The organism is Lysinibacillus sp. NPDC056232 (assembly GCF_042267565.1).
Classification (GTDB): Bacteria; Bacillota; Bacilli; order Bacillales_A; family Planococcaceae; genus Lysinibacillus.
The window spans coordinates 62,230-87,549 of record NZ_JBHJTF010000014.1; the positions used below are offsets into that span (position 1 = coordinate 62,230).

The 25,320-nt window shown below is 36.8% G+C and carries 22 protein-coding genes and 2 CRISPR repeat arrays (1 of these 24 only partly in view); of the genes, 18 read left to right on the forward strand and 4 right to left on the reverse strand.

Annotated features, from left to right (window positions below):
* The first annotated feature begins 108 nt into the window (after window positions 1-108).
* The 6 genes from ACFCYJ_RS12620 to ACFCYJ_RS12645 all read left to right on the forward strand — a co-directional run bounded on the left by ACFCYJ_RS12620 (window position 109) and on the right by ACFCYJ_RS12645 (window position 4,932).
* Complete coding sequence (locus tag ACFCYJ_RS12620; RefSeq protein WP_376074278.1) at window positions 109-492, forward strand: SRPBCC family protein; 384 nt, start codon at window positions 109-111, stop codon at window positions 490-492.
* Window positions 493-595: 103 nt separating this feature from the next.
* A complete protein-coding gene (locus ACFCYJ_RS12625; RefSeq protein WP_370046892.1) occupies window positions 596-1,129 on the forward strand; it encodes a sigma-70 family RNA polymerase sigma factor in 534 nt (177 codons plus the stop codon).
* Window positions 1,113-2,000: a hypothetical protein gene (locus tag ACFCYJ_RS12630; RefSeq protein WP_376074279.1), complete on the forward strand. Its 888-nt coding sequence runs from the start codon at window positions 1,113-1,115 to the stop codon at window positions 1,998-2,000. Before ACFCYJ_RS12625 ends, ACFCYJ_RS12630 begins: the two co-directional genes overlap by 17 nt.
* Before the next feature lie 177 nt (window positions 2,001-2,177).
* Entirely contained in the window at window positions 2,178-2,894 is a 717-nt protein-coding gene (locus ACFCYJ_RS12635; RefSeq protein WP_376074280.1) for a toast rack family protein, read from the forward strand.
* A gap of 561 nt (window positions 2,895-3,455) precedes the next feature.
* Window positions 3,456-4,091 carry a TetR/AcrR family transcriptional regulator gene (locus ACFCYJ_RS12640; protein WP_376074281.1) on the forward strand — a complete coding sequence of 212 codons (636 nt, stop codon included), beginning with the start codon at window positions 3,456-3,458 and terminating at the stop codon, window positions 4,089-4,091.
* Between the two features lie 133 nt (window positions 4,092-4,224).
* The gene (locus tag ACFCYJ_RS12645; RefSeq protein WP_376074282.1) at window positions 4,225-4,932 is read left to right on the forward strand and encodes a M23 family metallopeptidase; all 708 of its coding nucleotides are present in this window, start codon (window positions 4,225-4,227) and stop codon (window positions 4,930-4,932) included.
* 220 nt (window positions 4,933-5,152) lie between these two features.
* On the opposite strand, the gene ACFCYJ_RS12650 is transcribed toward ACFCYJ_RS12645, so the two are convergent.
* Entirely contained in the window at window positions 5,153-5,524 is a 372-nt protein-coding gene (locus tag ACFCYJ_RS12650) for a DUF3888 domain-containing protein (RefSeq protein ID WP_376074283.1), read from the reverse strand.
* 244 nt (window positions 5,525-5,768) lie between these two features.
* Between ACFCYJ_RS12650 and ACFCYJ_RS12655 the strand changes: the two genes are divergently transcribed.
* The 3 genes from ACFCYJ_RS12655 (at window position 5,769) to ACFCYJ_RS12665 (ending at window position 8,012) form a co-directional block, all read left to right on the forward strand.
* Complete coding sequence (locus ACFCYJ_RS12655) at window positions 5,769-6,311, forward strand: sigma-70 family RNA polymerase sigma factor (protein WP_376074284.1); 543 nt, start codon at window positions 5,769-5,771, stop codon at window positions 6,309-6,311.
* Window positions 6,295-7,401, forward strand: coding sequence for a DUF4179 domain-containing protein (locus ACFCYJ_RS12660; RefSeq protein ID WP_376074285.1), 1,107 nt, complete (start codon window positions 6,295-6,297; stop codon window positions 7,399-7,401). The genes ACFCYJ_RS12655 and ACFCYJ_RS12660 overlap by 17 nt, the downstream gene beginning before the upstream one ends.
* 86 nt (window positions 7,402-7,487) lie before the next feature.
* Window positions 7,488-8,012: a tubby C-terminal domain-like protein gene (locus ACFCYJ_RS12665; RefSeq protein ID WP_376074286.1), complete on the forward strand. Its 525-nt coding sequence runs from the start codon at window positions 7,488-7,490 to the stop codon at window positions 8,010-8,012.
* A 159-nt stretch (window positions 8,013-8,171) separates the two neighbouring features.
* Here ACFCYJ_RS12665 and ACFCYJ_RS12670 read toward each other — a convergent pair whose 3' ends face one another.
* The 3 genes from ACFCYJ_RS12670 to ACFCYJ_RS12680 are packed head-to-tail and all read right to left on the reverse strand — an operon-like array spanning window position 8,172 to window position 12,032.
* Window positions 8,172-10,685 (reverse strand): ABC transporter permease, encoded by a 2,514-nt coding sequence (locus tag ACFCYJ_RS12670; protein WP_376074287.1) that lies wholly within the window; start codon window positions 10,683-10,685, stop codon window positions 8,172-8,174.
* Window positions 10,685-11,413 carry an ABC transporter ATP-binding protein gene (locus ACFCYJ_RS12675; RefSeq protein WP_376074325.1) on the reverse strand — a complete coding sequence of 243 codons (729 nt, stop codon included), beginning with the start codon at window positions 11,411-11,413 and terminating at the stop codon, window positions 10,685-10,687. The genes ACFCYJ_RS12670 and ACFCYJ_RS12675 overlap by 1 nt, the downstream gene beginning before the upstream one ends.
* A 52-nt stretch (window positions 11,414-11,465) precedes the next feature.
* On the reverse strand, window positions 11,466-12,032 hold the full coding sequence (locus ACFCYJ_RS12680) for a sigma-70 family RNA polymerase sigma factor (RefSeq protein WP_376074326.1): 567 nt from the start codon (window positions 12,030-12,032) through the stop codon (window positions 11,466-11,468).
* An 898-nt stretch (window positions 12,033-12,930) separates the two neighbouring features.
* On the opposite strand from ACFCYJ_RS12680, the gene ACFCYJ_RS12685 reads away from it, so the two are divergent.
* From ACFCYJ_RS12685 to cas2, 9 genes are all read left to right on the forward strand, one after another.
* Window positions 12,931-13,368: a hypothetical protein gene (locus ACFCYJ_RS12685; protein WP_376074288.1), complete on the forward strand. Its 438-nt coding sequence runs from the start codon at window positions 12,931-12,933 to the stop codon at window positions 13,366-13,368.
* 272 nt (window positions 13,369-13,640) lie between these two features.
* A complete protein-coding gene (locus tag ACFCYJ_RS12690; RefSeq protein ID WP_376074289.1) occupies window positions 13,641-15,323 on the forward strand; it encodes a methyl-accepting chemotaxis protein in 1,683 nt (560 codons plus the stop codon).
* 485 nt (window positions 15,324-15,808) lie between these two features.
* Window positions 15,809-16,769: a CRISPR direct-repeat array (repeat unit 33 nt; unit sequence GTCTCTTCTCGTATGAGGAGAGTGGATTGAAAT).
* Between the two features lie 80 nt (window positions 16,770-16,849).
* On the forward strand, window positions 16,850-19,288 hold the full coding sequence (gene cas3 / locus ACFCYJ_RS12695) for a CRISPR-associated helicase Cas3' (protein WP_376074290.1): 2,439 nt from the start codon (window positions 16,850-16,852) through the stop codon (window positions 19,286-19,288).
* A 386-nt stretch (window positions 19,289-19,674) separates the two neighbouring features.
* Window positions 19,675-20,391, forward strand: a complete 717-nt coding sequence (gene cas5c / locus ACFCYJ_RS12700) for a type I-C CRISPR-associated protein Cas5c (RefSeq protein WP_376074327.1) — start codon at window positions 19,675-19,677, stop codon at window positions 20,389-20,391.
* Window positions 20,388-22,313, forward strand: coding sequence for a type I-C CRISPR-associated protein Cas8c/Csd1 (cas8c, locus tag ACFCYJ_RS12705; RefSeq protein WP_376074291.1), 1,926 nt, complete (start codon window positions 20,388-20,390; stop codon window positions 22,311-22,313). Before cas5c ends, cas8c begins: the two co-directional genes overlap by 4 nt.
* Before the next feature lie 3 nt (window positions 22,314-22,316).
* A complete protein-coding gene (cas7c, locus tag ACFCYJ_RS12710) occupies window positions 22,317-23,153 on the forward strand; it encodes a type I-C CRISPR-associated protein Cas7/Csd2 (protein WP_376074292.1) in 837 nt (278 codons plus the stop codon).
* Window positions 23,134-23,793: a CRISPR-associated protein Cas4 gene (gene cas4, locus ACFCYJ_RS12715; protein WP_376074293.1), complete on the forward strand. Its 660-nt coding sequence runs from the start codon at window positions 23,134-23,136 to the stop codon at window positions 23,791-23,793. The genes cas7c and cas4 overlap by 20 nt, the downstream gene beginning before the upstream one ends.
* Complete coding sequence (gene cas1c, locus ACFCYJ_RS12720; RefSeq protein ID WP_376074294.1) at window positions 23,793-24,824, forward strand: type I-C CRISPR-associated endonuclease Cas1c; 1,032 nt, start codon at window positions 23,793-23,795, stop codon at window positions 24,822-24,824. Before cas4 ends, cas1c begins: the two co-directional genes overlap by 1 nt.
* A 9-nt stretch (window positions 24,825-24,833) precedes the next feature.
* Window positions 24,834-25,124 (forward strand): CRISPR-associated endonuclease Cas2, encoded by a 291-nt coding sequence (gene cas2, locus ACFCYJ_RS12725; RefSeq protein ID WP_376074295.1) that lies wholly within the window; start codon window positions 24,834-24,836, stop codon window positions 25,122-25,124.
* Between the two features lie 169 nt (window positions 25,125-25,293).
* A CRISPR array of direct repeats spans window positions 25,294-25,320; the repeat unit is 33 nt; it runs 2,282 nt beyond the window's last position.

The following is a 25,320-nucleotide window of genomic DNA, read 5'->3' on the forward strand; positions in this document are numbered from 1 at the left end:
GCATAGCAAAACCTAAAAACAAAAATTAAAGTTGCAACTGTTGTTGATTCCTATAATAGGATAAAATGATAGAAAAATACATGAATTCAGCAAACGGAGGATGCGATAATGGATAAAGACAAAAGTTCGATTTGGATTGATGCAAGTATTGCTGCAGTTTGGCGAGCAATCACAGAGGAACAGCTACTGTCGCAATGGTACGCCCCAGATTCAACTTTGGAAATCCCTAAATTAGAGGTTGGAGAAGAGATGATTCTCACGTTACTGCCGAATGAACATAATCAGCTTTCAGAAAAATTACCGATGGTGTTAACGATTAAAAATGTAACGCCGAATCAAGAGTTTTCGTTTTACTTAGGCATAGAAGAAACACTGATCGCTATTGTCTTAGAGGAAGAACAAAATGGCACCACGGTCACTTTTAATACGAACGGCTACGAGGCTTCTCTCGCTAACTTACAAGCTTTAGTGGAGGGAAATGATAACCTTTAACATGTAAGTTTCATGGGGAAATTTGATTTTTCCATGAAACTTTTTCATTGTTCATCAGTCTAACTGTAAATGCTTTTTTGTAAAAGCAAAGGGGGCGAGCAAAATGTTAAAAGAACAGAAGGACGCTCACTTAACTAGAGCTATGAAAAAGTACGGAGATTATTTAATACGAGTTTGCTATACATATGTACAAGATTGGACAGTGGCCGAGGATTTGGTACAAGACACCTTTGTTAAATATTATGAGAAAATGGAGCAATTTCGTGAAGAAGCTTCCATCAAAACATATTTATATCGAATTGCGATTAACAATTGTCATAGTTATCTATCAAGCTGGCGTTATAAAAAAATACAAGTCATTGATTATTGGAGCAAATTAAAGAGCCTTTCCAATAATCCTGAAAAAGAAGTATTGATGGGAGAGACGGATGCATTACTAGTGGCATCGATTGAAAAACTACCGACGAAATACAAAGATGTACTACTACTATTTCACTTTGCGGAGTTTTCCATAAAGGACGTTGCAGAACTGCTAAAGCTACCAGAAAATACGGTCAAAACACGATTAAGGCGAGCGCGTCAAATGGTTGGCATCACGCTATTGGAGGAGGGGTTCGAATATGGATCAGATTCGTAATGCCATCAATCGAATGTATAAGGAAGGTAAATTCTCTCATGAAAGTCATGTAAAAACCTTCCGAAAAATCAATCAGAAAACGAAGAGGCGGACACCGTCGTTAACGCCAATTATTCTAACAGTAGTCGTATCAGGATGTCTGTTAATCGGTTTAAAGCTAATGCTATCCCAAAATGATTTCCAATCAACGACGTCGGCAATTATCGATTCAAATCTTTATCCAGAAAAGTCTGGAAAGGTTAAAGACTATAGCGTTTTAACACAACCATGGATGGTGGTAGGGTTAGTTAGTACGGTCTTCTTATTTATTTTTGCATTACTTGCTTTCATGAATAAATGGTTTTGGCGAGTACTACTATGTATCGTCATTATTATTGCCATTTTAGGGAATATGTCTGAACGAATTGGCTATCGCGTTTACGTACAAAATGAAGCGGAAATTCAAAATGCTATAAAATGGGGACCGTTTCATCCAGATACTGTTAAAATGAATGGTTCAATAACGATACAACAGTATAGAATTAGTTATTTTTCGGAGAATGGCTTTCAAGGTATTGCAATTTTCAAGCATGATGGAAAAGGTTATGCATTGGATCAGTATATACAGAGCGAATTAGATACCATGGATGCTATTTATTTGAAAGACATCCACCATATTGTTATACCATTAGTTGAAAATCATGACATTGAAAAATTAATAATAGACACTGGGGCCGAGCGTATTGAGAAAGCAGTTGATTCGAATGATGCGCAATTAATATTAGTGCCTCTAAAATCAGAAATTGCCACTTCTCAATTGCTGATACATGCATTGGATCATAAAGGAAAGACTTCTATTCTTTATAATGATTCACGTATTTTCACCTATTAACTGCTACCCCGTATGAATATGATGCTTTCATACGGGGTTCATTTTTGACATATCAATGGAATGAGTGTTCACTACGTCTTAGGTCTTAGATGAATTTAAAGCGGAGGTTCGTTTTTATATATGAAAATTCCTATATAATGAATTTATTGGAATATTATATAGTGGGAGGAAATTACATTGAAAAAATTTATGGGACTTGGTTTGGTTATAGGCGCCTCATTAATTGCGTTATCGGGGTGCAACTCAGTCACACCAGGTAAAACCAAAGATGAAACGATCCTAGTAGAAAAGGATAAAGCAGAAAAGTTGGATGTAGAATTAAATCTTGGTATTGGAGAAATAACAGTAGAAAAAGGTGCCAAGGATTGGGTGGAAGGTACTGCTGAATACAATATTGATAAACTTGCTCCAAAAGTAAGATATGACCTACGCGGCAAGACAGGTAAAGTATCGATTGACCATAAAGGTTCAACTAGCGTGCGTTTAGGGAAAATAAAAAATATATGGGATATAAAATTGAATGAAGAAATTCCAATGGATCTATCAATCGAAACTGGCGCATCGGATGCAGAACTAGATTTACAAGGGTTGCAGCTGGAAAAATTAAATATTGACACGGGTGTTGGCGATCTCAAAGTGAATTTAGGCGGTGATTGGAAAAAAAGCTTCGAAACGAATGTTGAAACAGGTGTTGGGGACACTACTGTCATATTACCGTCAAAAGTGGGGGTAAAGATTACGACAGAAGCAGGCATCGGCAGTTCAAATATAGAAGGTTTCATTTCTAAAGGCAAAGGGGTTTATGTAAACGAAGCGTACGATAAAGCAGATGTAATACTAGAGGTGAACTCGGAAATCGGAGTTGGCGACATTACTTTTAAATTGGATAAATAAAGAAAAGTTTAGTAGGCTACTTTAAGTTGAGGTAGTCTATTTTTTTTTGGTAGAAATATAGGGATAGTTGGCAAAAGCGTTGGCAAGAACGATTACAGTGCAAGATAGAAGAGCCAAAATCGTGGATAGAACAGTCAAAGTCATGGATAGAACAGTCAAAGTCATGGATAGAACGAATAAAATGCATAGAAGAGCCGAAATGACCGATTGAACGTCACCCCAACATTTGAAGCAGAGCCGCTTTGGTCTATTTATAAGGCTGTTTTTCCGAAGATTATTGTTGTTAAAACTAAAAGGCAGATTAAATCTACAAAACGTGTAGAATAAATCTGCCTTTTTTTGTTATTTTTTGAATCGAAATTTAACTAAAGCCCCCCCTATAAGAACCTTGCTACATTTTATTGTAATAAGGCACTTTAAAGTTGTTTGCCCTCAAAAAAATTTAATACTAAAATTGTTTAATTCTTGTTCAACTAACACACTTGTTGACCTTTTAGGTAAATAAACGTAAAATAAGATTGACCTAGTAGGTTAATCACGTTTCTTATAAAGGGGTGACAAATGTTGACAAAATTATTAGATTTAGACTCTCAAAGAAGGAACGCAATTCTAAATGCAGCGTTAAAAGAATTTTCATCACAGGGGTATGACAACGCTTCAACAAATGTTATAGCAAAAGAAGCCGGAATTTCTAAAGCCCTTATGTTCCACTATGTAAATAGCAAGCAGGAGCTTTTTCTTATTGTGTATGATTACTTCTCTGACCTAATTAAAAAGGAATATTTTGAATTATTGAATTATGATACAAAAGATATTTTTGACAGATTGCGTCAATCATATCTTTTGCAAATTAAATTATCGGAAAAGTACCCTTGGATTTTAGAGTTTAATAAACTTTCACGAACAACTAATTCCAACGAGATTAATGAGGAACTCGAAAATAGAACACGCAAAGAACATTCAAACTGTTGTCCTAAATTATTTGATGAAATAGATGAAGCTAAGTTTAGAAAGGAGCTAGATATAGAAAAGTGCAAACAGTTTATACTTTGGTCTAATATTGGATTTACTAATGAAATATTAGATGATATTAGAAATTCAGAATCTCCGGCTTTGAACTATGAACTCGTTGTTAAAAAACTCGATGGATATTTTGATGAACTTAGAAAAGTATTCTACACGTCAAGCAATGAATAATGGGGTGGGAAATGTACGTTCAACACGAAAAAAATATACGCCTGCACGTATCATTATCCTATTGGGACTTGTCCTTGTAGCACTAGTCATTTTCAATAATATAGGTAAAGAATCGACGGGGGAGGGATATGAGATGATTGATGCGCGTGAGCCGATAATTGTGGAGTTTCCTTTGAGAGGAGAATGGCACTCTCCTAACACGCCAGGTACAAAAATTCCGAGTCACGGCACAAACAAATTAGCTTCAAGATATGCTTATGACTTTATACAAGTGGATTGGGAAAGAAAGGGCTGGCCCGCCTATCGCGTTAGTTTGGCGCAATATCTACTTTTTGGGGTTGCCTTAGATGAATATTATTGTTGGGGGCAAGACGTATATGCTCCTTGCGACGGGATCATTGTCCAAGCAGAGGATGGTTATAAAGAACGAACACGAACAAAATTGCTTTCAGATATGTCTAACGCTTATAAAAATGCTCATTATTTCGACCCGAAGAAAGATGACATACAATCAGTTGCTGGCAACTACATCATTATAGAATGTGGCGACGATGTATATGCTGCATTAGTCCATCTTCAAACAGGGTCAATTCAGGTTTTAGTTGGTCAGCGTGTAAAAAAAGGTGAAGTTATTGGTAAAGTTGGTCATTCAGGTAACTCCTTTGCTCCGCATTTGCATTTTCAGCTTATGGATAGTAGTGACATAGCTACTGCAAACGGATTGCCTTTTGCTTTTGAACAATACGAAATATTTAAAAATGGCATATGGGAAAAAGTAAATAATGGGATTCCAACAAATAAAGATAGAATAAGATTTCAAAAATCTGATGAATGGGAATAAATTGAAACTGTATAATGGGGTAACGTCAGGAAAACGGGCTTAGAGTTGTAAATCCACATTTTCCTGATGGTACCTCTAAAATAAAGTGCAAAGTCAATCTTTCTAGCTCACTATTCTATCTAGCACCGTTTGTTCCAAAAGAAAAAAGTTGTCATTAATGACAGCCTGGATCTTCTGCTAATGCACAGGTAGTTGAACAAAAACATTTAGAAAATCAACCTCAACCTTCTACTTTAGTTACAGTAACCTCATCTAACTTTACATCAAAAGTTATAGTAACTGGACCTTCTGGTGGATTATGAGGACCTGAATAAGTATCATATTTAATCTTTATTGTAAAATCATATTGAGAATATCCTCCAGTTTTTCGTTTGACTTCTAATATCTCTGCATTCCATAACCCATAACTGCGAGATGGGTACGTATTGTTTATCGCTTTCCTAGTATATGGGTCTAATAAAACTAACAAAGCATCATAAAAATCAGTATGTTTTTCCTCGCCACTAATATTAGTCTCTGCGACCACTTGGTAAGACAATGATAAACTCCAGAATAATAAACATATAACAAGTGAAATTAGAATCCGTTTCATATATAACACCTCTGAATTATTCTCCCTAATCGATCGCTTCGTTATTCCACTAAATTGCACCGTTAGCCATCCATGAAGCGCAAAAATCAGCTCTTCACCACAGAAAATGAAAGATGATTAAGTTCTTTCATGGAAGTTGAAAAGCAACAATATTTTCGAAAACAGCCATTTATAAAAAGAATTTTATCAAAGTGAAACCTTTTCATTGAGTTATTGACTCTAAGTATTGAAAGGAGGGAACAGCGTGGAACATGACTTATCAATCGTCAAACAGGCTATTGCAGGGAATAAGGTGGCTTTTGAGCAGCTACTTATTCTAGAGGAAGAAAAATTATTTTATACTGCGCTTTCTTATGTTGGCCAAAAAGAGGATGCTTTGGATGCGATTCAAGAAGCAGCGTGTAAAGCCTTTCTAACCGTTCATCAGCTAAAGCATCCAGAATTTTTTTCTACATGGCTGTTTCGAATTTTAATACATGAGTGCTACCGGTTACTAAAAAAAGGGAATAAAATCATCCCCTATGAAGAAAGTGAATTATTAAATCGTTTACAGGAGCAAGAAAATGTTATGGCGAATCCAATCGATTTATCGGAATCCATACAGCAATTGAATCATTCTCAGCAAATGGCCATCATTTTATTTTATTATCACGATCTACCGATTAAAGAAATTGCAGAAATAATGGAAAAGCCAGTTAGCACGATTAAAACGTATTTGCATCGTGGAAAAAAACAGTTAAAACGAGAATTAGAAAGGAGTGCAACGTTCAATGAAAAAGTCATTTAATGAAAACGGTACCCTTCCAGAATTTCCAAGAGATGAGGTACGAGCAGCAATTACCAAAGGAATCCAACAAGCGGAGGAGCAAACAAATATGAGTCAAGCCTCTATTCAAATGAAAAGAAAAAGTAAACGTAAACCGTTATTATATGTAGCAAGTGCGGCAGCAGCATTTTGTATTATGGTAGGTTCAGCCGCTTATGTATCACCAACATTCGCAAGTACATTATCACAGCTACCAATCGTCGGTTCGGTATTCAGTAACTCTGGCTTCCTTGGGCTAAAACAAGCGAGTGAACAAGGGTTAACAAGCACTATTGGAGAAAAACAAACAATTAACGGTATTTCCGTAACAATTGATGAAGTCCTTTATGACGCGTCAAATATTACGGTTGGACTTACAATTGATTCTGAAAAGGAATTAAGTGATTATTACTTCGGGGCAGGACCAGACTTTACGATTAATGGTACAAACCCTGAAGTGAGTTCTGGTGGCTATGGTGAAAAAGTTGTAAGTCCAACGGTCCGTACAGGCATCGCAACATTAGAAGTGAAGGAGGACATGCCGGATTCCTTTGAAATGGGCTTAACATTAGAAGGTAAAGAAGGAGAAAAATTGGAATTCTTAGTTCCTGTTAAAAAGATTACGAATACTATTGATGTTCCAGTTTATCATCAGCAACAAGCAGAGGGCATTCAACTAGATGTGTCCAAAATTTCATTCAGCCCATCAGGTATAGCACTTGACCTTAAAGCTACTGAAAAGGGCACAATTGATAATGCTCAAGTAGGCGCATCGTTTATAGAATTCCGTATTACCGATCAGAATGGCAAGGAGATTACATCGCATTCAGGTGGGGGAGAAGGTCATTTCGATAAAGGTGAATGGAACTTTAGCAGTACCAAGTCCTTTGACCCGATTTCAGACGATGTTCAAAAATTAATGATTACACCGTATTTAATGCTTCCTTCAGGCGGAGGTGGCGTACAAATTGATAAAGATGGTGTAGAAACAAAAATACCTTTCGATAAGTCATCACTAAAAGAAGTGAAGTTCCAATCATTCACAGTAGAAGTACCTAAGCAAACTAAATAAACATTCAAGCGTCAAATGCAACCTTTGTATTTGGCGCTTATTTTATGTTAGTTTATAGGAAGCAATTGAATGAAGGAGCGAACGGATTGAAGATTTATACATATAAACAACCAGCGGCAATTGAATCAACAGAGGCAGTATTAATTTTAAATGAAGCGGGGGAAGTATCGACTACTGTTCAACGTGTTTATTCGAATGGCTTGAAAAAGGCGTTTGACCGCACAATGGACTATCGTTATTTTGTACGTTTTGATGTCAGTGATGTCACTGGTCAGCCTCTTTTCACATGTAAGAAGATGTCGCGTCGTGGCCGAGTGCATTTTAAAGGGAAGGATTTCGTCACAGGCAAAGAGTATATGATTGCCTATGACGGATGGCAAATTATGATTCCTGACTTAATCATCACGGATGATGTCCAAACTATAAAACTGAACAAGGAAATGGAGGACTGGTCCGTATTTTCTCTAGATGATCAGCCGATTGCACGCTGGCAGGCTATTTTTCGTGAAACTCATTTTGAGATTACCCTACAAATTGAAGACAACAGCCCAATACAGCATGAAGCCTTTTTTATTGCGATTGGACAGGCCGTGTTGTTTGTAGGAGCGTAGGATGTCGATAAATTTGTAAAAGTGTCCGATAAACTGAAATAATTGGGTGATAAAATGAGAAAATTGGGCGATAAATCTAGAAAGTTGAGCGATAAAATTAAAATATAGCGCGATAAATGAAAGCAGACCCTCTACTATTTTTAGAGGGTCTGTTGTCATTCAAATATCAATCATTTCATTCGCTAATTTCTTACGACTAATCCAGTATCCTTGCAGCGTAAAGACAATGAGTGTCGCGCTCAAAAAGACGATACTCGTAACACCTAAGGTAACGAAATCATAAGATCCTTCGTCAATAGTGAACATCAATTTTGTAACTAGAAGACCAAGGAATGTCCCTACTGCCAGTCCATAAAGTACAAAGGATAACACTTGTGTCAAAATCAGCTTGATTAATCCACTTGGTGAAAGACCAATAAGTCGCTGAATCGCATAATCGCCACGTTTTGAGTGAATCGAGTGAAGAAGTGTTTGCAATACTCCGAGACACGTTGCGGCAATTAAAATAACAAAGACGCCAACAAAGAGGCTCCAGCGCTGGAAGGTCATTTCATCGTTTTGCTCGATAATTGTTTTTTTATCAGTAAATTTTAAAGCTGGCCAACGCTCTTGTAAGTAAGAGAGCTCAGTTAATGCCTGCTCTGTATCATCTGTTTCCACCATAATGTCTGTTATATTTGTTCTGCTAATACTTGTTATATCAAGATTTGATAGGAAAGATGACCAATCAACCATTAAATCAGAATCATTAATGGAGGAATCAACAATATCAATAATTTGTAATTCGCCGATAGATATATCCTGATGTAATTCATTATCGTACGTACCTACTTTAAAGTGATCCCCAACTGCTAATTTATGTTGTTTTGCAAAACTTTCTGTAACAATAAGTCCATTTTTTAAATCGCCTTCAATAGCATCTAGCTTTTCTAATTGAACATATTTAGGAACATCTATCGCAATAATGTTATCAGATGTCCAATTATCATCAATCTGTAATGAGATATAAGCATAGTTACTTCGTGCATAGGCATAGGACACGCTCGGCAATGCCTCAATTTCTTTAATCAGTGCAGGTGTAATAGTAGGATCATTTAATTCATTATCAATTTTAATGGATGTTTCATATTGAGAGTTAATATACTTAGATGTGCTTTGCTGACCTGATTTAAATAAAGAGCTGCCGAAAATTAAAATGACCATTAACCCGATAATGCTAAGGATAATCGGCATATTTCTTCTTACTTGTGGCATGAGCTGCTGACAAGCTAAGTATGCTTCTTTGCCAAGGATAGCACGAATTGACTTCAATGAAATTTTGAATAGTGCCGTAAAGAGGTAGGGTATTATATACAGGAAAATTCCACTGACAAGTAATGTGCCAATTAAAATCATGAGTGCACCTTGCCCACTATTCTTTCCGACTTTATAAGCATTCAAAAACAAGAATAGGGATATGACTGCAACGCCGCTCATAACAATCGTTTTCCATTTTGCCCATCGTAAACTTAAATTTTCATTCTCTGTTGCGATTTGTAAAGGTAATAGACTAGAGCTTTTATGGACTTGCCACTTTGTGATTAGCTGGAGTAATAAAAAGCTTACAATAGCAATCCCTAACACAAAGATCATCGGTAAATCAGTTTTTGCACCTGGCATTTTCATGATGCTAATGAGCTGTGGTAGCCAACTTTTTATTACTAATAAACTAATCGATGTCCCCAGCAATACACCGAAGCCGATGATTAAAGATAATTGCAATTGTACAATGCGTCCTACTTGCTTAATGGAGGCGCCAAGCGCACGTAATACCATAAGCTGTTCTTTAATTTTGTGGAATAATAGTTGGAACGTTGATAGTAGTAAGACACTTGAAATAAGTAAGATAAAGAATGACAACACAATCATAAAAATCATTAATGCCTGTAAATTTTTCTTAAATTCATCATAGTCACTCATGACATCGACACGTAATTTTTCATCGAGCTGTTTCAAATCCGTACCAACTGAGGTTGCCACATTATCTTCCGTTTTAATGAGTGCAAACATACCGGCTGTTTGTGCAATACTATTTTCCATCCACATTTTCAACACATCATTTTGCATCAGGATTATATTAGGACTATCTGTGCCTTTTAAAGGTGGAAGGATTTCTTGGATCGTAAAGTTGCCTGTATCTGCTTCAGCGTAGTTTCCAACTGTTTTATTGAAAGTAACGTTTAAAGTATCACCGACATCTTTGTGAAAGAGACGTGCCACATTTTCAGTAATGACAACATCTTTCGGACCAAGATTAACAGTAAAATGATAGCGGCTTTTCACTAAGTCATCGTTTTCAACACCAACTGTATAAAATGATGTGTTTTGTTCATTTTCCACATTTGTATGAGCTAATGACACACTAGAAACGTTTGTAACACCAGGCATTGCCTCGAAATCTTCAATTTGCTGTGAAGTTAATAGCATATTTTGCTCGGGATTATAACCGACCATTAAATCCATTTCTCCATATAATGCTTGTATTTCTTCCTTCATTTGACTATTGGCATTCCATATGTAAACACTCATTGTCATCACAAGACAAATAGAAATGGTGATAATACTAATACTTGTTAATACATTGGCCCACGCTGCACGAAATAGCTTTACGGCAATGCTACGCATCGTAAACATTACACATCACCTCTAGTAATCAGTTTGAACTTTGCTAAAATGCAATCTAAATCCTCTACCGTTTGCTTATTTTGATAGGAATCCACAATGGCACCATCATGGAAGAATAATACGCGATTTGCATAAGTAGCCACATAAGGGTCATGTGTCACGAGTAAAATGGTTTGATTCATATTTTTTTGCAAGTCTACTAACAGCTCTAAAATTTCATCTGTTGTATTCACATCCAATGCACCAGTCGGCTCATCTGCCAGCAATATTGGTGGATTTGCAATAATGGCACGGGCTATCGCCACCCGTTGCTTTTGACCACCAGAAAGCTCATTTGGTCGATGCTTCGCCCATGCGGCAATATTGAGCTTTTCCATCATTTGCAGTACACGTACTTTGATCTCTTTACTTGGTACATCATTGAGGATAAGGGGGAGTGCAATATTATCTTCAACTGATAAATCCTTCAACAGATGGAATGATTGAAAGATAAAGCCGATATTCTCTTTTCGGAATTTCGATGCTTTTGGCTCTTGATAAATATCATGCGCTTCCTTTCCAAATAAGAATAGCGCACCTTCAGTCGGTTCATCGATGGCACTAATCATATTTAGTAGCGTACTTTTACCGGAACCGCTCGTCCCCATAATGGCCACCATTTCACCTTGATAAATCGTACAATGGATATTTTTCAATGCATTTACTGTATGATGCTTTTGTTGAAAGATTTTTGACATCCCTTCAATGCGTAACACTTCTGTTAAACGTCCCTCGGGAATTGGAATCGCATCAATGACTTCTTTCAACGGATTGAACCCATTCATCTATATATGCCCCCTTTAATTGTTGTCGTAATGCTTGTAAACCCCGGCGAATATGAGTTTTCACTGTGCCCTCTGGACATTGTAAAATCGCTGCAATATCCTTTACCGAGTAGTCTTGATAAAAACGTAATAGTAAAACTGTTTTATATTTTTCCTCTAGCTTGCAGAGAGAATGCCATAAATCTAGTTCTTCTTCGATATATGTAGGTGACGTACTATTGAGATCCTCTAATGTATGTGGTTCTACAAGCTGTACTGAGTTTTTCTTGGTAAGATAGGTTTTACAGCAATTAATGATAATGCGCGTTAACCAGGTAGAGAAATATTGAGGGTCCTTTAATTGAGGTAAGCCCTCATATGCACGGATAATGGTCTGTTGAAAAACTTCTACGGCGTCATTTTCATTTTGGACATAAACATAAGCCATTCGATATAGCTTTTGTTGTTCTTGTTCAATTAGCTGATAAAAAGCTTGCTCATCTCCGTTTTGTGCTAACTGTATTAATGTTTCTTGCTTTGTAGTAATGAAAATCGCCTCCTTCTGACTATTAGACTTGGCAAACCATCATTTCGATTCAAATTTTTTATATTTTCTTGGAATTTAGAGGTGGATCACCATAAATAGGAGATTACAGATTTTCCGAACGAGAAAACCCATGTAGGGTGTAGCCCGTCTTTAAACATGGGATGAAAGTGAGGTCAGACTAACAGGTAACTTTTGCTACCTTAATTGTCTGAAAGGTTGTTATCCTTCATGTATAGACAAGTAAAAGTCTTTAAAACACGCTCGTTCATTGAAAATTGGATATGGTTCGATAGCCTAATTCATGCTATCGGTAAAACAATATGTGTCGTCATGAAAAAGACGCTAAAACACATCGAACGAAACCAACTATACGCTATCGTAAAAGTAGCGTAGCCCTATCTGCTATATGCACTGGATGGGGCCCCAATCTTGAGAGCTGTTCAAAACAGAAATGGACTGCGAACGCTTAGTTACTCAGGAATCCCACTGACATTAGTCAGCTTGTCCCTTTAGGGGTGGGAGTCTCAAATTTGTTAAAGCCTAAACATCGTATATAAGTTGATTGAAGTGGAGACAGGGCGACTCATCGGACGCCTCCAGGAAAGTGCTCAGTCGGAACAGAAATCAACCCTACTTTATGCTGTTGTTACAATTTATGGTTAAAAATGATTTGTTGCTATAATACCATTAATTGGTGGAAGTGATGGAGGTTTAAGAGGAAAGACGAAAAATAACTAAATTAGAAGCATTTTAGAATAAAGGTACAAGATGAAACTAATTGCTGTACATAATGTGCGTATTTTAGGCCTCCTCTTTTTAGTAACAATAAAATAGAAAAATATTGAAGGAATTCTTCTATCTTTAATAGAAGGTCATATAGACACAAAAATAAAGGGGTGATTCGTTGAGATTAACGAAAGGGATTTCTGGTTTTGATGCAGACCATCTTATCGAACAGGATATGCGAACTTTCCAGTCGATGGTTTATCATTTAGTGACAAGTGAACAACGAGCAAAAGCTGTACAATTTATTAATCAGCCTCATTTTGTTTATATGCAAGCAGTGATTCAACTGGAGGATGAACATTTGACGATTCTTCATCACAGGCTAATGCCTTATATTGCGTTTGCTAAGTTCGATGAAGAGCTAACCTTTCAATTTTTAACGAAAACTCACTTACACAAATATTTTCCGATGCGTAAATGCCTTACTGCCGATACACTAAATACATTGTTGATGCAGGATAAGGAGTTGCACAGTTTATCTGAGGTGGAATGGAACTACATTTCACACTTTGATAGTAAAACAATTGGAGATGTTATCTTTAACTATTGGGATTAATATTTAAATAGAAGGAACAGCATATTTTTTATGACTGTTCCTTTTTATGTGTGTCAAAAGTGCTATTTTGAGTTTTGGGCTAGTCCATCTGTTTTATTTTCCGGATTGTATAATCTGCTATAAATTACATAAAAATTAGCTAGTTATTTCATTTAATGTAGAAAAAATTCCTGATACATCCAAGTTCTTCATTAAAATGGTAGATTACTAATGGTATTCAAATTATGACAAAGTACATTTAGGTTTGCATTGGAAAATAAGGAGAATTTGAAATGGATTTTAAGTCTATTAGTAAAAGAATTGTTTTTTCATTCAGCATTGTAATAGCAATAGTTGTTTTATTCATTGGTTACAATTACTACACAGTAAAACAAAGCAATAGCGCAACGGAACAAATTATTGATGAGGAAATGCAATTACTAATTACAGATTATGAGCAAGCGCAAACGATTGCGCTAAGAATTGCTGCAGCTAGAGGGTATGTACTTTCTGGCGAAGAAAAGTATAAGAAGATTTTTGAAGATAATGTAAAGCTGGCTGTTGAGAACGAACAAAAACGTTTAGCAATAACGGAGTCAGGCGATTTCAGCAAATATGCGGAAATGGCGAAGGAATGGAGTAGCTATGTTGAAAAAGAGGTACTTGATGTTTATGATCGAGGTCAGATTGAACTAGCTACGAAAAATTTAGCTTCTATGAGTGAAAAGGCGACGGAAATACGTGAAGGCTATGAGGGATTAGCCGAACATCGTAAGCAATCGATTAATTCTTTAGGCGTAGATATTGTTAACGCAGGAGAGACGAAGCAGCTGACAGGTATTATCGTTGGAATTGTCATTGTTATTGTGTCGATTATGATTGCATTGTTAAGTGCTCGAATCATTTCAAGACCAATCATCGCAGTGACAAATCGTATGCAACGAATTACTGAAGGTGATTTAAGTGAGCCTGCACTTGTTATAAAATCCAAAGATGAGGTAGGACAGCTTACAGAAGCGACTAATAAAATGTCCGATATTTTGAATCGTTTATTAAAGCAAATTCAAACAGTATCTAATGACGTAGCTGCGCATAGTGAAGAGCTTATGCAATCATCGACAGAAGTGAAAACGGGTACGGAACAAATTGTTGATACAGTTACTGAAATTGCAAGTGGCACAGAAGTGCAGGCGAGTAATGCATCAGATGTGGCGACAACAATGACAGAATTCACCTTAAAGATGACAGATGTCAATAATAGTAGTACAGATGTTCAGCAATATTCACAAAATGTCATGGCTTTAACGAAAGAAGGCCAAGGTTTAATGGACGCATCTACTGCGCAGATGACATCCATTCATCATATTGTGAAGGATTCTGTTTATAAGGTGGATGAACTCAGTAAACAAACACAGGAAATTTCAAAAATCGTAGCTGTAATTCAGGATATAGCTGCACAAACGAATTTACTAGCTCTTAATGCAGCTATCGAAGCGGCTCGCGCAGGGGAGCATGGTAAAGGTTTTGCGGTCGTTGCAGATGAAGTACGTAAACTCGCCGAACAAGTAGCCGTCTCAGTTGACGATATAACGGGGATTGTTCAAAAAATTCAACACGATTCTGACACGGTGACATCCTCACTGGAAACTGGCTATCAAGAGGTTGAAAAAGGTACGGCTCAAATCGCATCTACAAATGAAACATTCAGCCAGATTGCAGAGGCTGTTTACTCAATGTCAACGAACATTGATAGTATGACGACAAAGCTAGAAGAGGTAGTACAAAATACGGTTACGATTAATAAATCAGTGGACGAAATTGCCGCTGTATCAGAACAGTCTGCTGCAGGCATCCAAGAAACTTCAGCAACGATTGAACAAGCAGCAAGCTCTATGGATGAAATCAAAAATAGCTCAGCCAATTTAGCGGACATGGCAGAAAATTTAAACGATCTTGTTAGGAAATTTAAATTATAATTAAGCTTGTTAGAATTCTGAATTTGCATCTAATGCGGGTCCAAAAGAAGGTTAATCAGTAAACGCCATACCAAACTAAAGTAGCTGATGAAACATTATTAAGCGAAAGCACTGTTTGAGTTGTGCGCAATTGCATTATTACTGAAAAGAATAATGAAAATCGGAGAAACCAGCAATTGACGAGGAAATCGTGTGATTGCTGGTTTTATTTGGTTATGAGGTTTAGAGGCTAGGGTGAAGTCGAAGATATATATATTACTAAATAATTGTAAAATAATAGTTTTAATTTAGGTTTATAATACAGTGTTTTGTTATAATGGGGTAAGGTGCGAATAGCTAGCTAGCATAATTTTATAGAGGGACTCGCACCGAAAAACATAGATAATGATAGTTTTGATTGTATGTTTTTATTTCTTAATGACTATTTGTATTATTATTTATGTTAATAAATCAATTTATTTATTATTAATTTATTACTTTTTGCAGTCTCTTCTCGTATGAGGAGAGTGGATTGAAATCAAAGTGAGTGCAGTATAGACCACGCCCCATCCGTCTCTTCTCGTATGAGGAGAGTGGATTGAAATACCCTGTTTGAATCCATAAAAACAGCTCGCTCTTGTCTCTTCTCGTATGAGGAGAGTGGATTGAAATAACGATCAACGTTGGAATACCAATCGATTCGTCGTCTCTTCTCGTATGAGGAGAGTGGATTGAAATAGGAACAGCAATAAAGTAGTAATCGCCAGCTGTCGTCTCTTCTCGTATGAGGAGAGTGGATTGAAATATTATCTGAACGCCTGATTAACTCAGAAGCAATTGTCTCTTCTCGTATGAGGAGAGTGGATTGAAATATCTATTGCATCTAATACAACACTGACAAATTCGTCTCTTCTCGTATGAGGAGAGTGGATTGAAATCATGTTACTAGTGTTAAAGAATGTGCCGATATTGTCTCTTCTCGTATGAGGAGAGTGGATTGAAATACAATCCTTAATACTAAGGAAGCTAATATATACCGTCTCTTCTCGTATGAGGAGAGTGGATTGAAATTTATTCCATGAAGGAAAACAGCATGGAATCACGTCTCTTCTCGTATGAGGAGAGTGGATTGAAATCACTTTGGGAGAAAGGCCTAGAGGGGGCATATGTCTCTTCTCGTATGAGGAGAGTGGATTGAAATTGTAACAGTGGCTCTTATTGTAGATGCAATACGTGTCTCTTCTCGTATGAGGAGAGTGGATTGAAATTGTTCAAGTGAAGAATATATCGTCAGAACAAACGTCTCTTCTCGTATGAGGAGAGTGGATTGAAATCACATTAGAATTTACTAAATGCATTCCCAAAATCGTCTCTTCTCGTATGAGGAGAGTGGATTGAAATTTAATGAATACAGAATAAATTTTTTGATCTATTGTCTCTTCTCGTATGAGGAGAATGGATTAAAAGTAGAAGATTATTGCGATATCCTTGATGTCTTTAAATGAAGAATTGGATAAAAAATAACTAATTTAAGAAGGTGAATGTAAATGGCGGTAAAAGACTTTATTGCACATATTCGGACTAGTGATGGAGCGGAGCAATTGTTAGTAGATCATTTGAAAGAGGTGCAATATATTGCTGAAAATATAGGACAGAAAATTGGACTTAAGCATGTAACAGGGCTTGCTGGTATGTTGCATGATATGGGCAAATTTAGTGAAGCGTTCCAGGAATATATTCGCGATGCGGTGGCAAATCCTTCTGATCCACCAAAACGAGGGAGTGTTGATCACTCGACGGCTGGTGGGAAATTTTTGATGGAGCATTTTCAACAAGTAAATTCTGTCTCCCCTTTTTTAGTAGAGTGTGTTTCTAATGCTATTTTTTCCCATCATGGACAGTTACTAGATATGGTAGATATGGATGGGAAGTCGCCTTTTGTGAATCGGTTGACATCTGAAAAGAATATAGATTTCCCACAAGTAAAACAACGTTTTTTACAAAATATGTATGATGTATCCTATATGAACAATTACGTTATAAAGGCTGCAAAGGAATTGGAAACGTTTTTTTGTAATAAACTGAAAAATGTGAAAACTGCAGAGGGAGTAGCCGGTGTTATACAAAAAGAAACAAGCTTTGTCACGATATTTATTTTTAGTGCTTTGATTGATGCAGACCGTCGCAATTCACGAGCATTTGAGGAACAAGAGAAAATTACACCTTTCGATGTACAATCACTTTGGAAAACATTTGAAGAACACTTAAATAATGATTTAATCGAAAAGCAGAAAAATTCTTTACCTAACGAAATTACACGATTACGCAAACAAATGTCGCTAGATTGCCTAGATAAAGCATCACGACCAACAGGTATTTATACACTATCTATTCCTACAGGCGGTGGAAAGACATTAGCAAGTCTTCGTTTTGCCCTGCGACATGCACAGCTTCATCAAAAGCAACGTATTATTTACATAGTACCGTACACAACCATCATTGAGCAAAATGCACAAGAGGTGCGTGAAGTTTTACAGGCTGAAGATTATGTATTGGAGCATCACAGTAATGTAATTGAGGATACTGAACACAATGAAAATCTATCCTTTAAGGAATATCAAGTGTCAAGAAGGTTGAATACGGCAAAGGATGATTGGGATGTACCGATAATTTTTACGACGATGGTACAATTTTTAGAGACGTTTTATAGTGGTAAGTCGCGTAATATGAGAAGGTTACATAACTTAGCAAACAGCATACTTATTTTTGATGAAGTGCAATCCGTACCGATTCATTGTGTATCTTTGTTTAATGAGGCGTTGAATTTCTTGAAAAATACATGTAATACCACATCTATTCTATGTACAGCTACACAACCTGCTCTCCAACTTGTCCGAAATAATATTAAGATTGATGAGGAACTTGTGGAAGACTTACCAACGAATATTCAAGCATTTAAGCGTACTTCCATCACGTCGCTCTTAAAAAATAAGGGGTGGAACACGGAGGGACTAAGTGGTTTTGTGGAAGAATCATTAATCCAACGTAACAATGTATTAGTTATTTTAAATACAAAAAAAGCAGTTCGTGACTTATACGAACAGCTTAAATATGCTGATTTTGAGGTTGTGCATTTAAGTACTGGCATGTGTCCTGCGCATCGAAAGAAAAAAATTGAAGAGATGAGACAGAAACTACATAGAAAGGAAAAGTTTGTTTGTATTAGTACGCAATTGATTGAAGCAGGGGTGGATATAAGCTTCGAGTGTGTTATCCGCTCGTTAGCTGGATTAGACTCTATTGCACAGGCTGCAGGACGTTGTAATCGTAATGGTGAGGTAGAAATACAAGACGTATATGTCTTTAACCATGCAGAGGAATCGCTCAGCAAGCTACCAACTATTAAAATGGGCGGAGAATGTTCGCGTTATATAATGAAGGATTTACAGGATAATCCTGCGCTATTTGGTGGTTATTTAATGTCAACCGAAGCAATGATGCATTACTTTAATCATATTTATAGGGCGTTTGATTCAAAGTTGAATTATCCATTATCAAAACTTAAAACAACAATTTATGAGTTATTGTTTCGGTTAGATACAGATGAGAATAAAGCATATATTAAGGGACCTGGTAAGCAATATCCATTAGCAACCCTAGCTAGTTATAAAACAGCTTTTTCTCATTTTGAAGTGATTGATGCCAAAACGCAAGGTGTACTTGTGCCTTATGGTGAGGGGAAAGATCTCATTAGTCGGCTCATAGGTTGTGAGCCAATCGATGATTATCAAGTATTTTTGAAAAAAGCCCAGCAATATAGCGTTAACTTGTTCCAACATGATTTTGAGGCATTAAAGAAAAATAACCAGCTAATTGTAGTTCAGTTCGGAACTTTTAATATTTATGTAGCGAAAGAAACTGCACATGATGATCAATTTGGAATAAGTGTTCAGGGAGAAGCGCAGTTAGACGATTGTATTATTTAAGAAGTGAAAAGCAGCTCATTGCTTTTCAGGTAGTGAGCTGCATTCAAACTTAAATGATATAGTATATTTTTCAATCCACGCTATTAAGCGACATGAATAATAATAGCATAAATTCTTGGATAGTTAAATTTTAATTTTATAATAGATTGTTCATATAATATATTAATTTAATGTTTGTTATGTCTCTGAAAAATGATTGACAAAATAGGTTTATATTGTAACAATTGGTTATAGATAATTCTTTATAGGATTACTCTCTTGGGAATTTTTGAGTGGTAGATTCTACTTTTTATCACCTCCCGTTAAGAAGAGAATTTCCCTCAAAAATCCACAGAGAAGTTCGTGTAATAAATCTATTAATTCAAGGAGGTGATAAAATGACAAAAATACGAAATCAAATTGAGTTTGAGGTACATGGTGCCTATGCATTATTTACAGACCCACTAATGAAGCTTGGTGGTGAAAAGATGACAACTCAAATTCCAAGTTATCAAGCACTAAAAGGAATTGTGGAATCGATCTACTGGAAACCTAGCATCATTTGGTATATCGATGAAATACGTGTCATGAATGCTATTCGTATGGAATCGAAGGGTGTACGACCAATTGACATGTCAGGAGGTAATACGCTTGCCAATTACAGTTATTTGCGAGATGTACGTTATCAAGTGAAGGCACATTTTGAGTTTAATAAAAATCGAATGGATTTAGAGCAAGATTTCAACGAGAATAAACATCACAACATTGCTAGACGTTGTGTCGAAAAGGGTGGGCGTCGTGATGTCTTTTTAGGTGCAAGAGAATGTCAGGCTTATGTAGAGTCCTGCAATTTTGGTGCTGGGGAAGGTTTTTATGATAATTATGATGAGGTGCATTTTGGTACGATGGTGCATGGCCTAAATTATCCTGACGAAACAGGACGTAATATGCTAGAAACAAGACTTTGGCAGCCTAGGATGAAAAATGGCTATATTTCTTTTATTCGTCCAGAAGAATGTTCTCTTGTTCGACCGATTAAGGAAATGCATGCAAAGTCGTTTAATCTAGGAGAATCAATGACAGCTGTGGACGAAGAATACGATGAGCTGGAGGTGAAGAAATGAGTTATTTACGTGCTTTGTTTTATACCTACGAAGAAAATGAAGCGCAAGTAGGAGAGATTTTCTCGAAAGAAACAAAAGATAAAAAAGTGCTTGAATATTCATTACTGCCGATTTCGCACACAACTCAAACAGCACATATTGAAATGATTATTAATCTTGATGGTACATTATATGATGCAAAAGTAATTGGAAAAATCAATACCATTTTACCGTTTACCGAAAGCTCTGGTAGTCGTTCAGGGAAAAATTATGTGTCTCATATGTTGCAGGACAAGCTGATGTATGTGGCAGGTGATTATATTGATTTTACACAAGAAGAAGATAAAAGAGATGCACATCTCCATTATTTAGATCAACTCGGAGAATGGTGTGATTCGCACTATAGTCATCCGCACATACAAGCAATATACGAATATGTGAAAAAGGGAACACTTATTCAAGATTTGGTAGAGCGCTCTATTTTACATTTAACAGAAGCAGGACAATTGCGTTCAAAATGGGATACAAAGCAGGATGGTGAAAAGCCACCTATTTTCCAGATGCTCGCAGGTGCGCAGGAAAGCGCATTTGTTCGTTTTAATGTTCATGTACCTGGAGAAATTACTGATCCTGTCTGGAGTAATAAGGATATATATGATGCATATAGTCAATTTTATAATACAAAGCTTCAGGAAAGCGATATTTGCTATGTAACAGGTGAATATTTACCTTTCACTGTGCGTCACCCTAATAAGCTACGTAATTCGGGGGATAAGACTAAGTTAATTTCAGCAAATGACAGTAGCGGTTTTACATACCGTGGTCGTTTTAAGGATAGCTTTGAAGCGGCGAATATTAGTTATGATGTCTCACAAAAGGCGCACAATGCACTGAAGTGGCTGATTGAACGACAAGGCAAGCAAGTGGACGGGCGTATCTTTCTTGTATGGGGCTCAAAAAATCCAGGTATGCCATATGTAGCTGACGATTTATCGAGTAGTGTGTTTACTGGATGGAATGATTTCTTGGTACAGCGCGATGCTATGCTTGCGCAAAAAGCTGATACAAAGAAGGTATTGGCAGACCAGCATAGTTTACTTATTAGCGGTATAAAAAAGAACATGAATATTCAAGAACATGATGATGAAAAGGTTTATATTTTAACGCTTGATGCGGCAACCCCTGGACGGTTAGCAGTACTCTATTATCGAGATTTAGATATTAAAGATTATTTTGATAAGCTATTAATCTGGCATAAGGATTGTAGCTGGCGTCATACGCGGAAGAAAGAAAATGAATGGGTGCAGTACTTCGGCTCTCCGTCCTTTTATACAATTGCACATGCCGCATACGGCCCAAGACCTAGTGATAAGGTCGTCAAAGGTGTGATGGAGCGGATGCTGCCTTGCATACTTGATGGACGAAAAATTCCGATTGACATAGTGCGGAGTGCAATTGTTCGTGCTTCAAATCCCCAATTCTACGATCAAATGTGGGAGTGGGAACAGGTACTAGGAGTAGCGTGCTCACTCGTGAAAAAGCATTATTTTGATAAAGATAAGGAGGTTTATACTATGGCACTTGATACGACAAATCCAGAACGTGATTACTTATTTGGTCGTTTGCTCGCAGTTGCAGATGTGTTAGAACGTAATGCCTTGGGCAAGGAAGAAAACCGTCCGACTAATGCGTTGCGTTATATGAATGCATTTTCTCGACATCCAGCAAGGACATGGGCAACGATTCAAAGAAATCTACAACCCTATCAAATGAAGTTACGAGAAAAGGGCATTTATTATACAAAGCTCATTGATGACATTGGTGCACAAATGGATATAAAAGATTTTACGGATGAGCCACTTAGTGGGAAATATTTATTAGGTTATTACAGTCAACGACAAGCATTGTACACAAAAAAAGAAAAGAATGATGAGGAGAGTTAAACGATGACAACATTAGATCATAAAATTGATTTTGCGGTTGTATTTTCTGTACAAAATGCCAATCCAAATGGTGATCCATTAAATGGTAATCGCCCGCGTCAAAATTACGATGGTTATGGTGAAGTATCGGATGTGTGTATTAAACGTAAATTACGCAACCGCCTACAAGATATGGGGGAAGCAATTTTTGTACAATCTGATGATCGTAATAATGACGGCTTTAAAAGTTTAAACGATCGAGCAGATGCGATTCCAGAGCTTAAAAAGATAAAGGCTGATAAAAAAGGCAACGCCGATGTGTATGCAACGATTGCGAGTAGTACTTGGTTTGATGTGCGTGCATTTGGACAAGTTTTTGCTTTTAAAGGAGATTCTTTGTCTGTTGGTGTTCGTGGTCCAGTATCTATTCACCCATCTATTAGTCTTGCTCCAATCGACATTACAAGTATTCAAATAACAAAAAGTGTGAATTCTGTAACGAGCGATAAAAAAGGATCTGATACAATGGGCATGAAGCATCGAGTTGATTTTGGTATCTATAAGTTTTTTGGAAGTATTAATACACAATTAGCTGAGAAAACAGGCTTTACAAATGAAGATGCTGTTAAATTAAAAGAAGCATTAATTACATTGTTTGAAAACGATGCTTCCTCTGCTCGTCCAGAGGGATCGCTAGAAGTACATAAAGTGATTTGGTGGGAGCATAATTCAAAGCTTGGCCAATACTCATCAGCTAAAGTACACCGTTCTTTAAAGCTAGATGGAAATTCATTTGAGGATTTAACAATTAAAGTTGAGCCATTAGAGGGGCTGAGGGTTCATGAGCTGGACGGTAAATGATGATGTCGATTATTTAATGTTATCGGGTATTCAGCACTTTCGCTTCTGCCCAAGGCAATGGGCGTTAATTCACATTGAACAGCAGTGGGCAGAAAATGTTTTGACGATTGAAGGACAACATGTTCATGAAAAAGCAAATCAACCATTTTTACGTGAAAAGCGTGGAAATAAATTAATTGTGAGAGCGATGCCCATTCGCTCTCACAGTTTAATGACGAATGGTATTTGTGATGTCGTGGAATTTCACGAGCATAAAGATGGTGTCCCTATACATGGTGAGACAGGTACTTTTTTACCAATCCCAATAGAATACAAGCGTGGAAAACCAAAAAGGGGACAAGAGGATGTTGTTCAGCTTGTAGCGCAAGTGATGTGTTTAGAGGAGATGTTATTATGTAATATCCCCGTAGCATACCTATTTTATGATGAAATAAAACGCCGTGTGAAAATCGATATTACAGATGAAATGCGTGATGAAGTACGGTCTGTGTTTAAACAGATGCATCATTATTTTGATAGAAGACATACGCCAAAGGTGAAAACGGGCAAGCACTGTGCAAGCTGTTCTTTACAAAATTTATGCATGCCGGAGCTCATGTCATCGGCTACGGTTCGTCGCTATATGGAGAGGTATTTATAATGAAAAAATTATTAAATACATTATTTATTACAACTCCTGACATTTATCTGTCGTTAAAAGGTGAGAATGTTGTAATAACACATGAAGATCAACAGCTTGGTAGATTCCCTCTACACAACTTTGAGGCAATCTGTACTTTTGGATATGCTGGAGCTAGCCCTAAATTAATGCATGCATGTGCAGAAAAGAATATTAATTTAACCTTTTTGTCACGTTCAGGAAGATTTCTGGCGCGAGTGATTGGTGAAAGCAAAGGGAATGTTATCTTACGTAAAACGCAATATCGTTTATCAGAAAGTGAAGTTGAAAGTGCGAAAATTGCTCGTAGTTTTATTTTTGCAAAGATTTCTAATCAAAAATGGATTTTAGAGCGAATGGCACGTGATTATCCTCTTCGTATAGATGTACCTATGTTTAAGCAAGTTTCTAGTGAATTGACAGTAACGATGAAGTCGATTTTAGTGACTGAAAACTTAGAAAGATTACGTGGGCTTGAGGGGCAGGCCGCCACAGCATACTTTAAATTGTTCGATCAAATGATTTTGCAACAAAAAGACGTTTTTTACTTTAAAAATCGAAATAGACGTCCACCAACAGACAACGTAAATGCTTTATTATCTCTTGCCTACACATTGCTTTCCTCAGATGTTACAGCTGCTTTGGAAACTGTAGGTTTGGATGCTTATGTAGGCTATTTACATCGCGATCGCCCGGGTCGTGCATCACTCGCTCTGGATGTTATGGAGGAGCTTCGTGGTGTCATGGCAGATCGTTTTGTTCTAAAGATGATTAACAAAAAAATGATGCAGTCTACTGATTTTGTACAAAAAGAAAATGGCGCTGTACTTTTAACAGATGACGGGCGAAGGAAATTTATTAAAGCATGGCAAGAACGTAAACAAGAAAGTCTTACACATCCTTTCTTAAACGAAAAAATAAATTGGGGTCTTGTACCTCACGCACAAGCTATGTTACTTGCACGTTATTTACGGGGAGATTTAGAAGAATACCCACCATTTTTATGGAAATGAGGGTTTTACATGTTAGTATTAGTCACGTACGATGTTGTCACAAAAACACCTGCTGGTCAAAAACGTTTACGTAAGGTTGCAAAAATATGTGAAAATTACGGTATACGTGTACAAAATTCTGTTTTTGAATGTGTAGTGGATGCAACTCAGTTTAAGCAACTACAACTCGCACTTCAGGAAATTATTAATGTGGAAGAAGATAGTCTACGCTTCTATCAACTAGGCAACAATTACAAATCAAAGGTTATTCATATTGGAGCAAAAGAAACATTCAATGTTGAAGATACATTAATTTTGTAATCAGCAATCGGTGCGGATGCCAAGCTAACATAAATCTCTAAAGAGATTCGCACCGAATTTTGCTACAAAATCAATTATTTAAAATGCTCTGTATGATACAAAAGATTTAGGATGAAATTATAAAAAGCAAAAATCAATTAGAATCATTAATTTTTTATGGTTTTTTGCAGTCACTCTCTGTATGGAGAGTGTGGAT

Excerpts from the sequence above, each read along its gene's own strand:
- ACFCYJ_RS12620 (WP_376074278.1), top strand. The coding sequence starts at position 109 with ATGGATAAAGACAAAAGTTCGATTTGGATTGATGCAAGTATTGCTGCA.
- ACFCYJ_RS12625 (WP_370046892.1), top strand. The coding sequence starts at position 596 with ATGTTAAAAGAACAGAAGGACGCTCACTTAACTAGAGCTATGAAAAAG.
- ACFCYJ_RS12630 (WP_376074279.1), top strand. The coding sequence starts at position 1,113 with ATGGATCAGATTCGTAATGCCATCAATCGAATGTATAAGGAAGGTAAA.
- ACFCYJ_RS12640 (WP_376074281.1), top strand. The coding sequence starts at position 3,456 with ATGTTGACAAAATTATTAGATTTAGACTCTCAAAGAAGGAACGCAATT.
- ACFCYJ_RS12645 (WP_376074282.1), top strand. The coding sequence starts at position 4,225 with ATGATTGATGCGCGTGAGCCGATAATTGTGGAGTTTCCTTTGAGAGGA.
- ACFCYJ_RS12650 (WP_376074283.1), bottom strand. The coding sequence starts at position 5,524 with ATGAAACGGATTCTAATTTCACTTGTTATATGTTTATTATTCTGGAGT.
- ACFCYJ_RS12660 (WP_376074285.1), top strand. The coding sequence starts at position 6,295 with ATGAAAAAGTCATTTAATGAAAACGGTACCCTTCCAGAATTTCCAAGA.
- ACFCYJ_RS12670 (WP_376074287.1), bottom strand. The coding sequence starts at position 10,685 with ATGTTTACGATGCGTAGCATTGCCGTAAAGCTATTTCGTGCAGCGTGG.
- ACFCYJ_RS12675 (WP_376074325.1), bottom strand. The coding sequence starts at position 11,413 with ATGTCAAAAATCTTTCAACAAAAGCATCATACAGTAAATGCATTGAAA.
- ACFCYJ_RS12690 (WP_376074289.1), top strand. The coding sequence starts at position 13,641 with ATGGATTTTAAGTCTATTAGTAAAAGAATTGTTTTTTCATTCAGCATT.
- cas3 (WP_376074290.1), top strand. The coding sequence starts at position 16,850 with ATGGCGGTAAAAGACTTTATTGCACATATTCGGACTAGTGATGGAGCG.
- cas8c (WP_376074291.1), top strand. The coding sequence starts at position 20,388 with ATGAGTTATTTACGTGCTTTGTTTTATACCTACGAAGAAAATGAAGCG.
- cas7c (WP_376074292.1), top strand. The coding sequence starts at position 22,317 with ATGACAACATTAGATCATAAAATTGATTTTGCGGTTGTATTTTCTGTA.
- cas4 (WP_376074293.1), top strand. The coding sequence starts at position 23,134 with ATGAGCTGGACGGTAAATGATGATGTCGATTATTTAATGTTATCGGGT.
- cas1c (WP_376074294.1), top strand. The coding sequence starts at position 23,793 with ATGAAAAAATTATTAAATACATTATTTATTACAACTCCTGACATTTAT.
- cas2 (WP_376074295.1), top strand. The coding sequence starts at position 24,834 with ATGTTAGTATTAGTCACGTACGATGTTGTCACAAAAACACCTGCTGGT.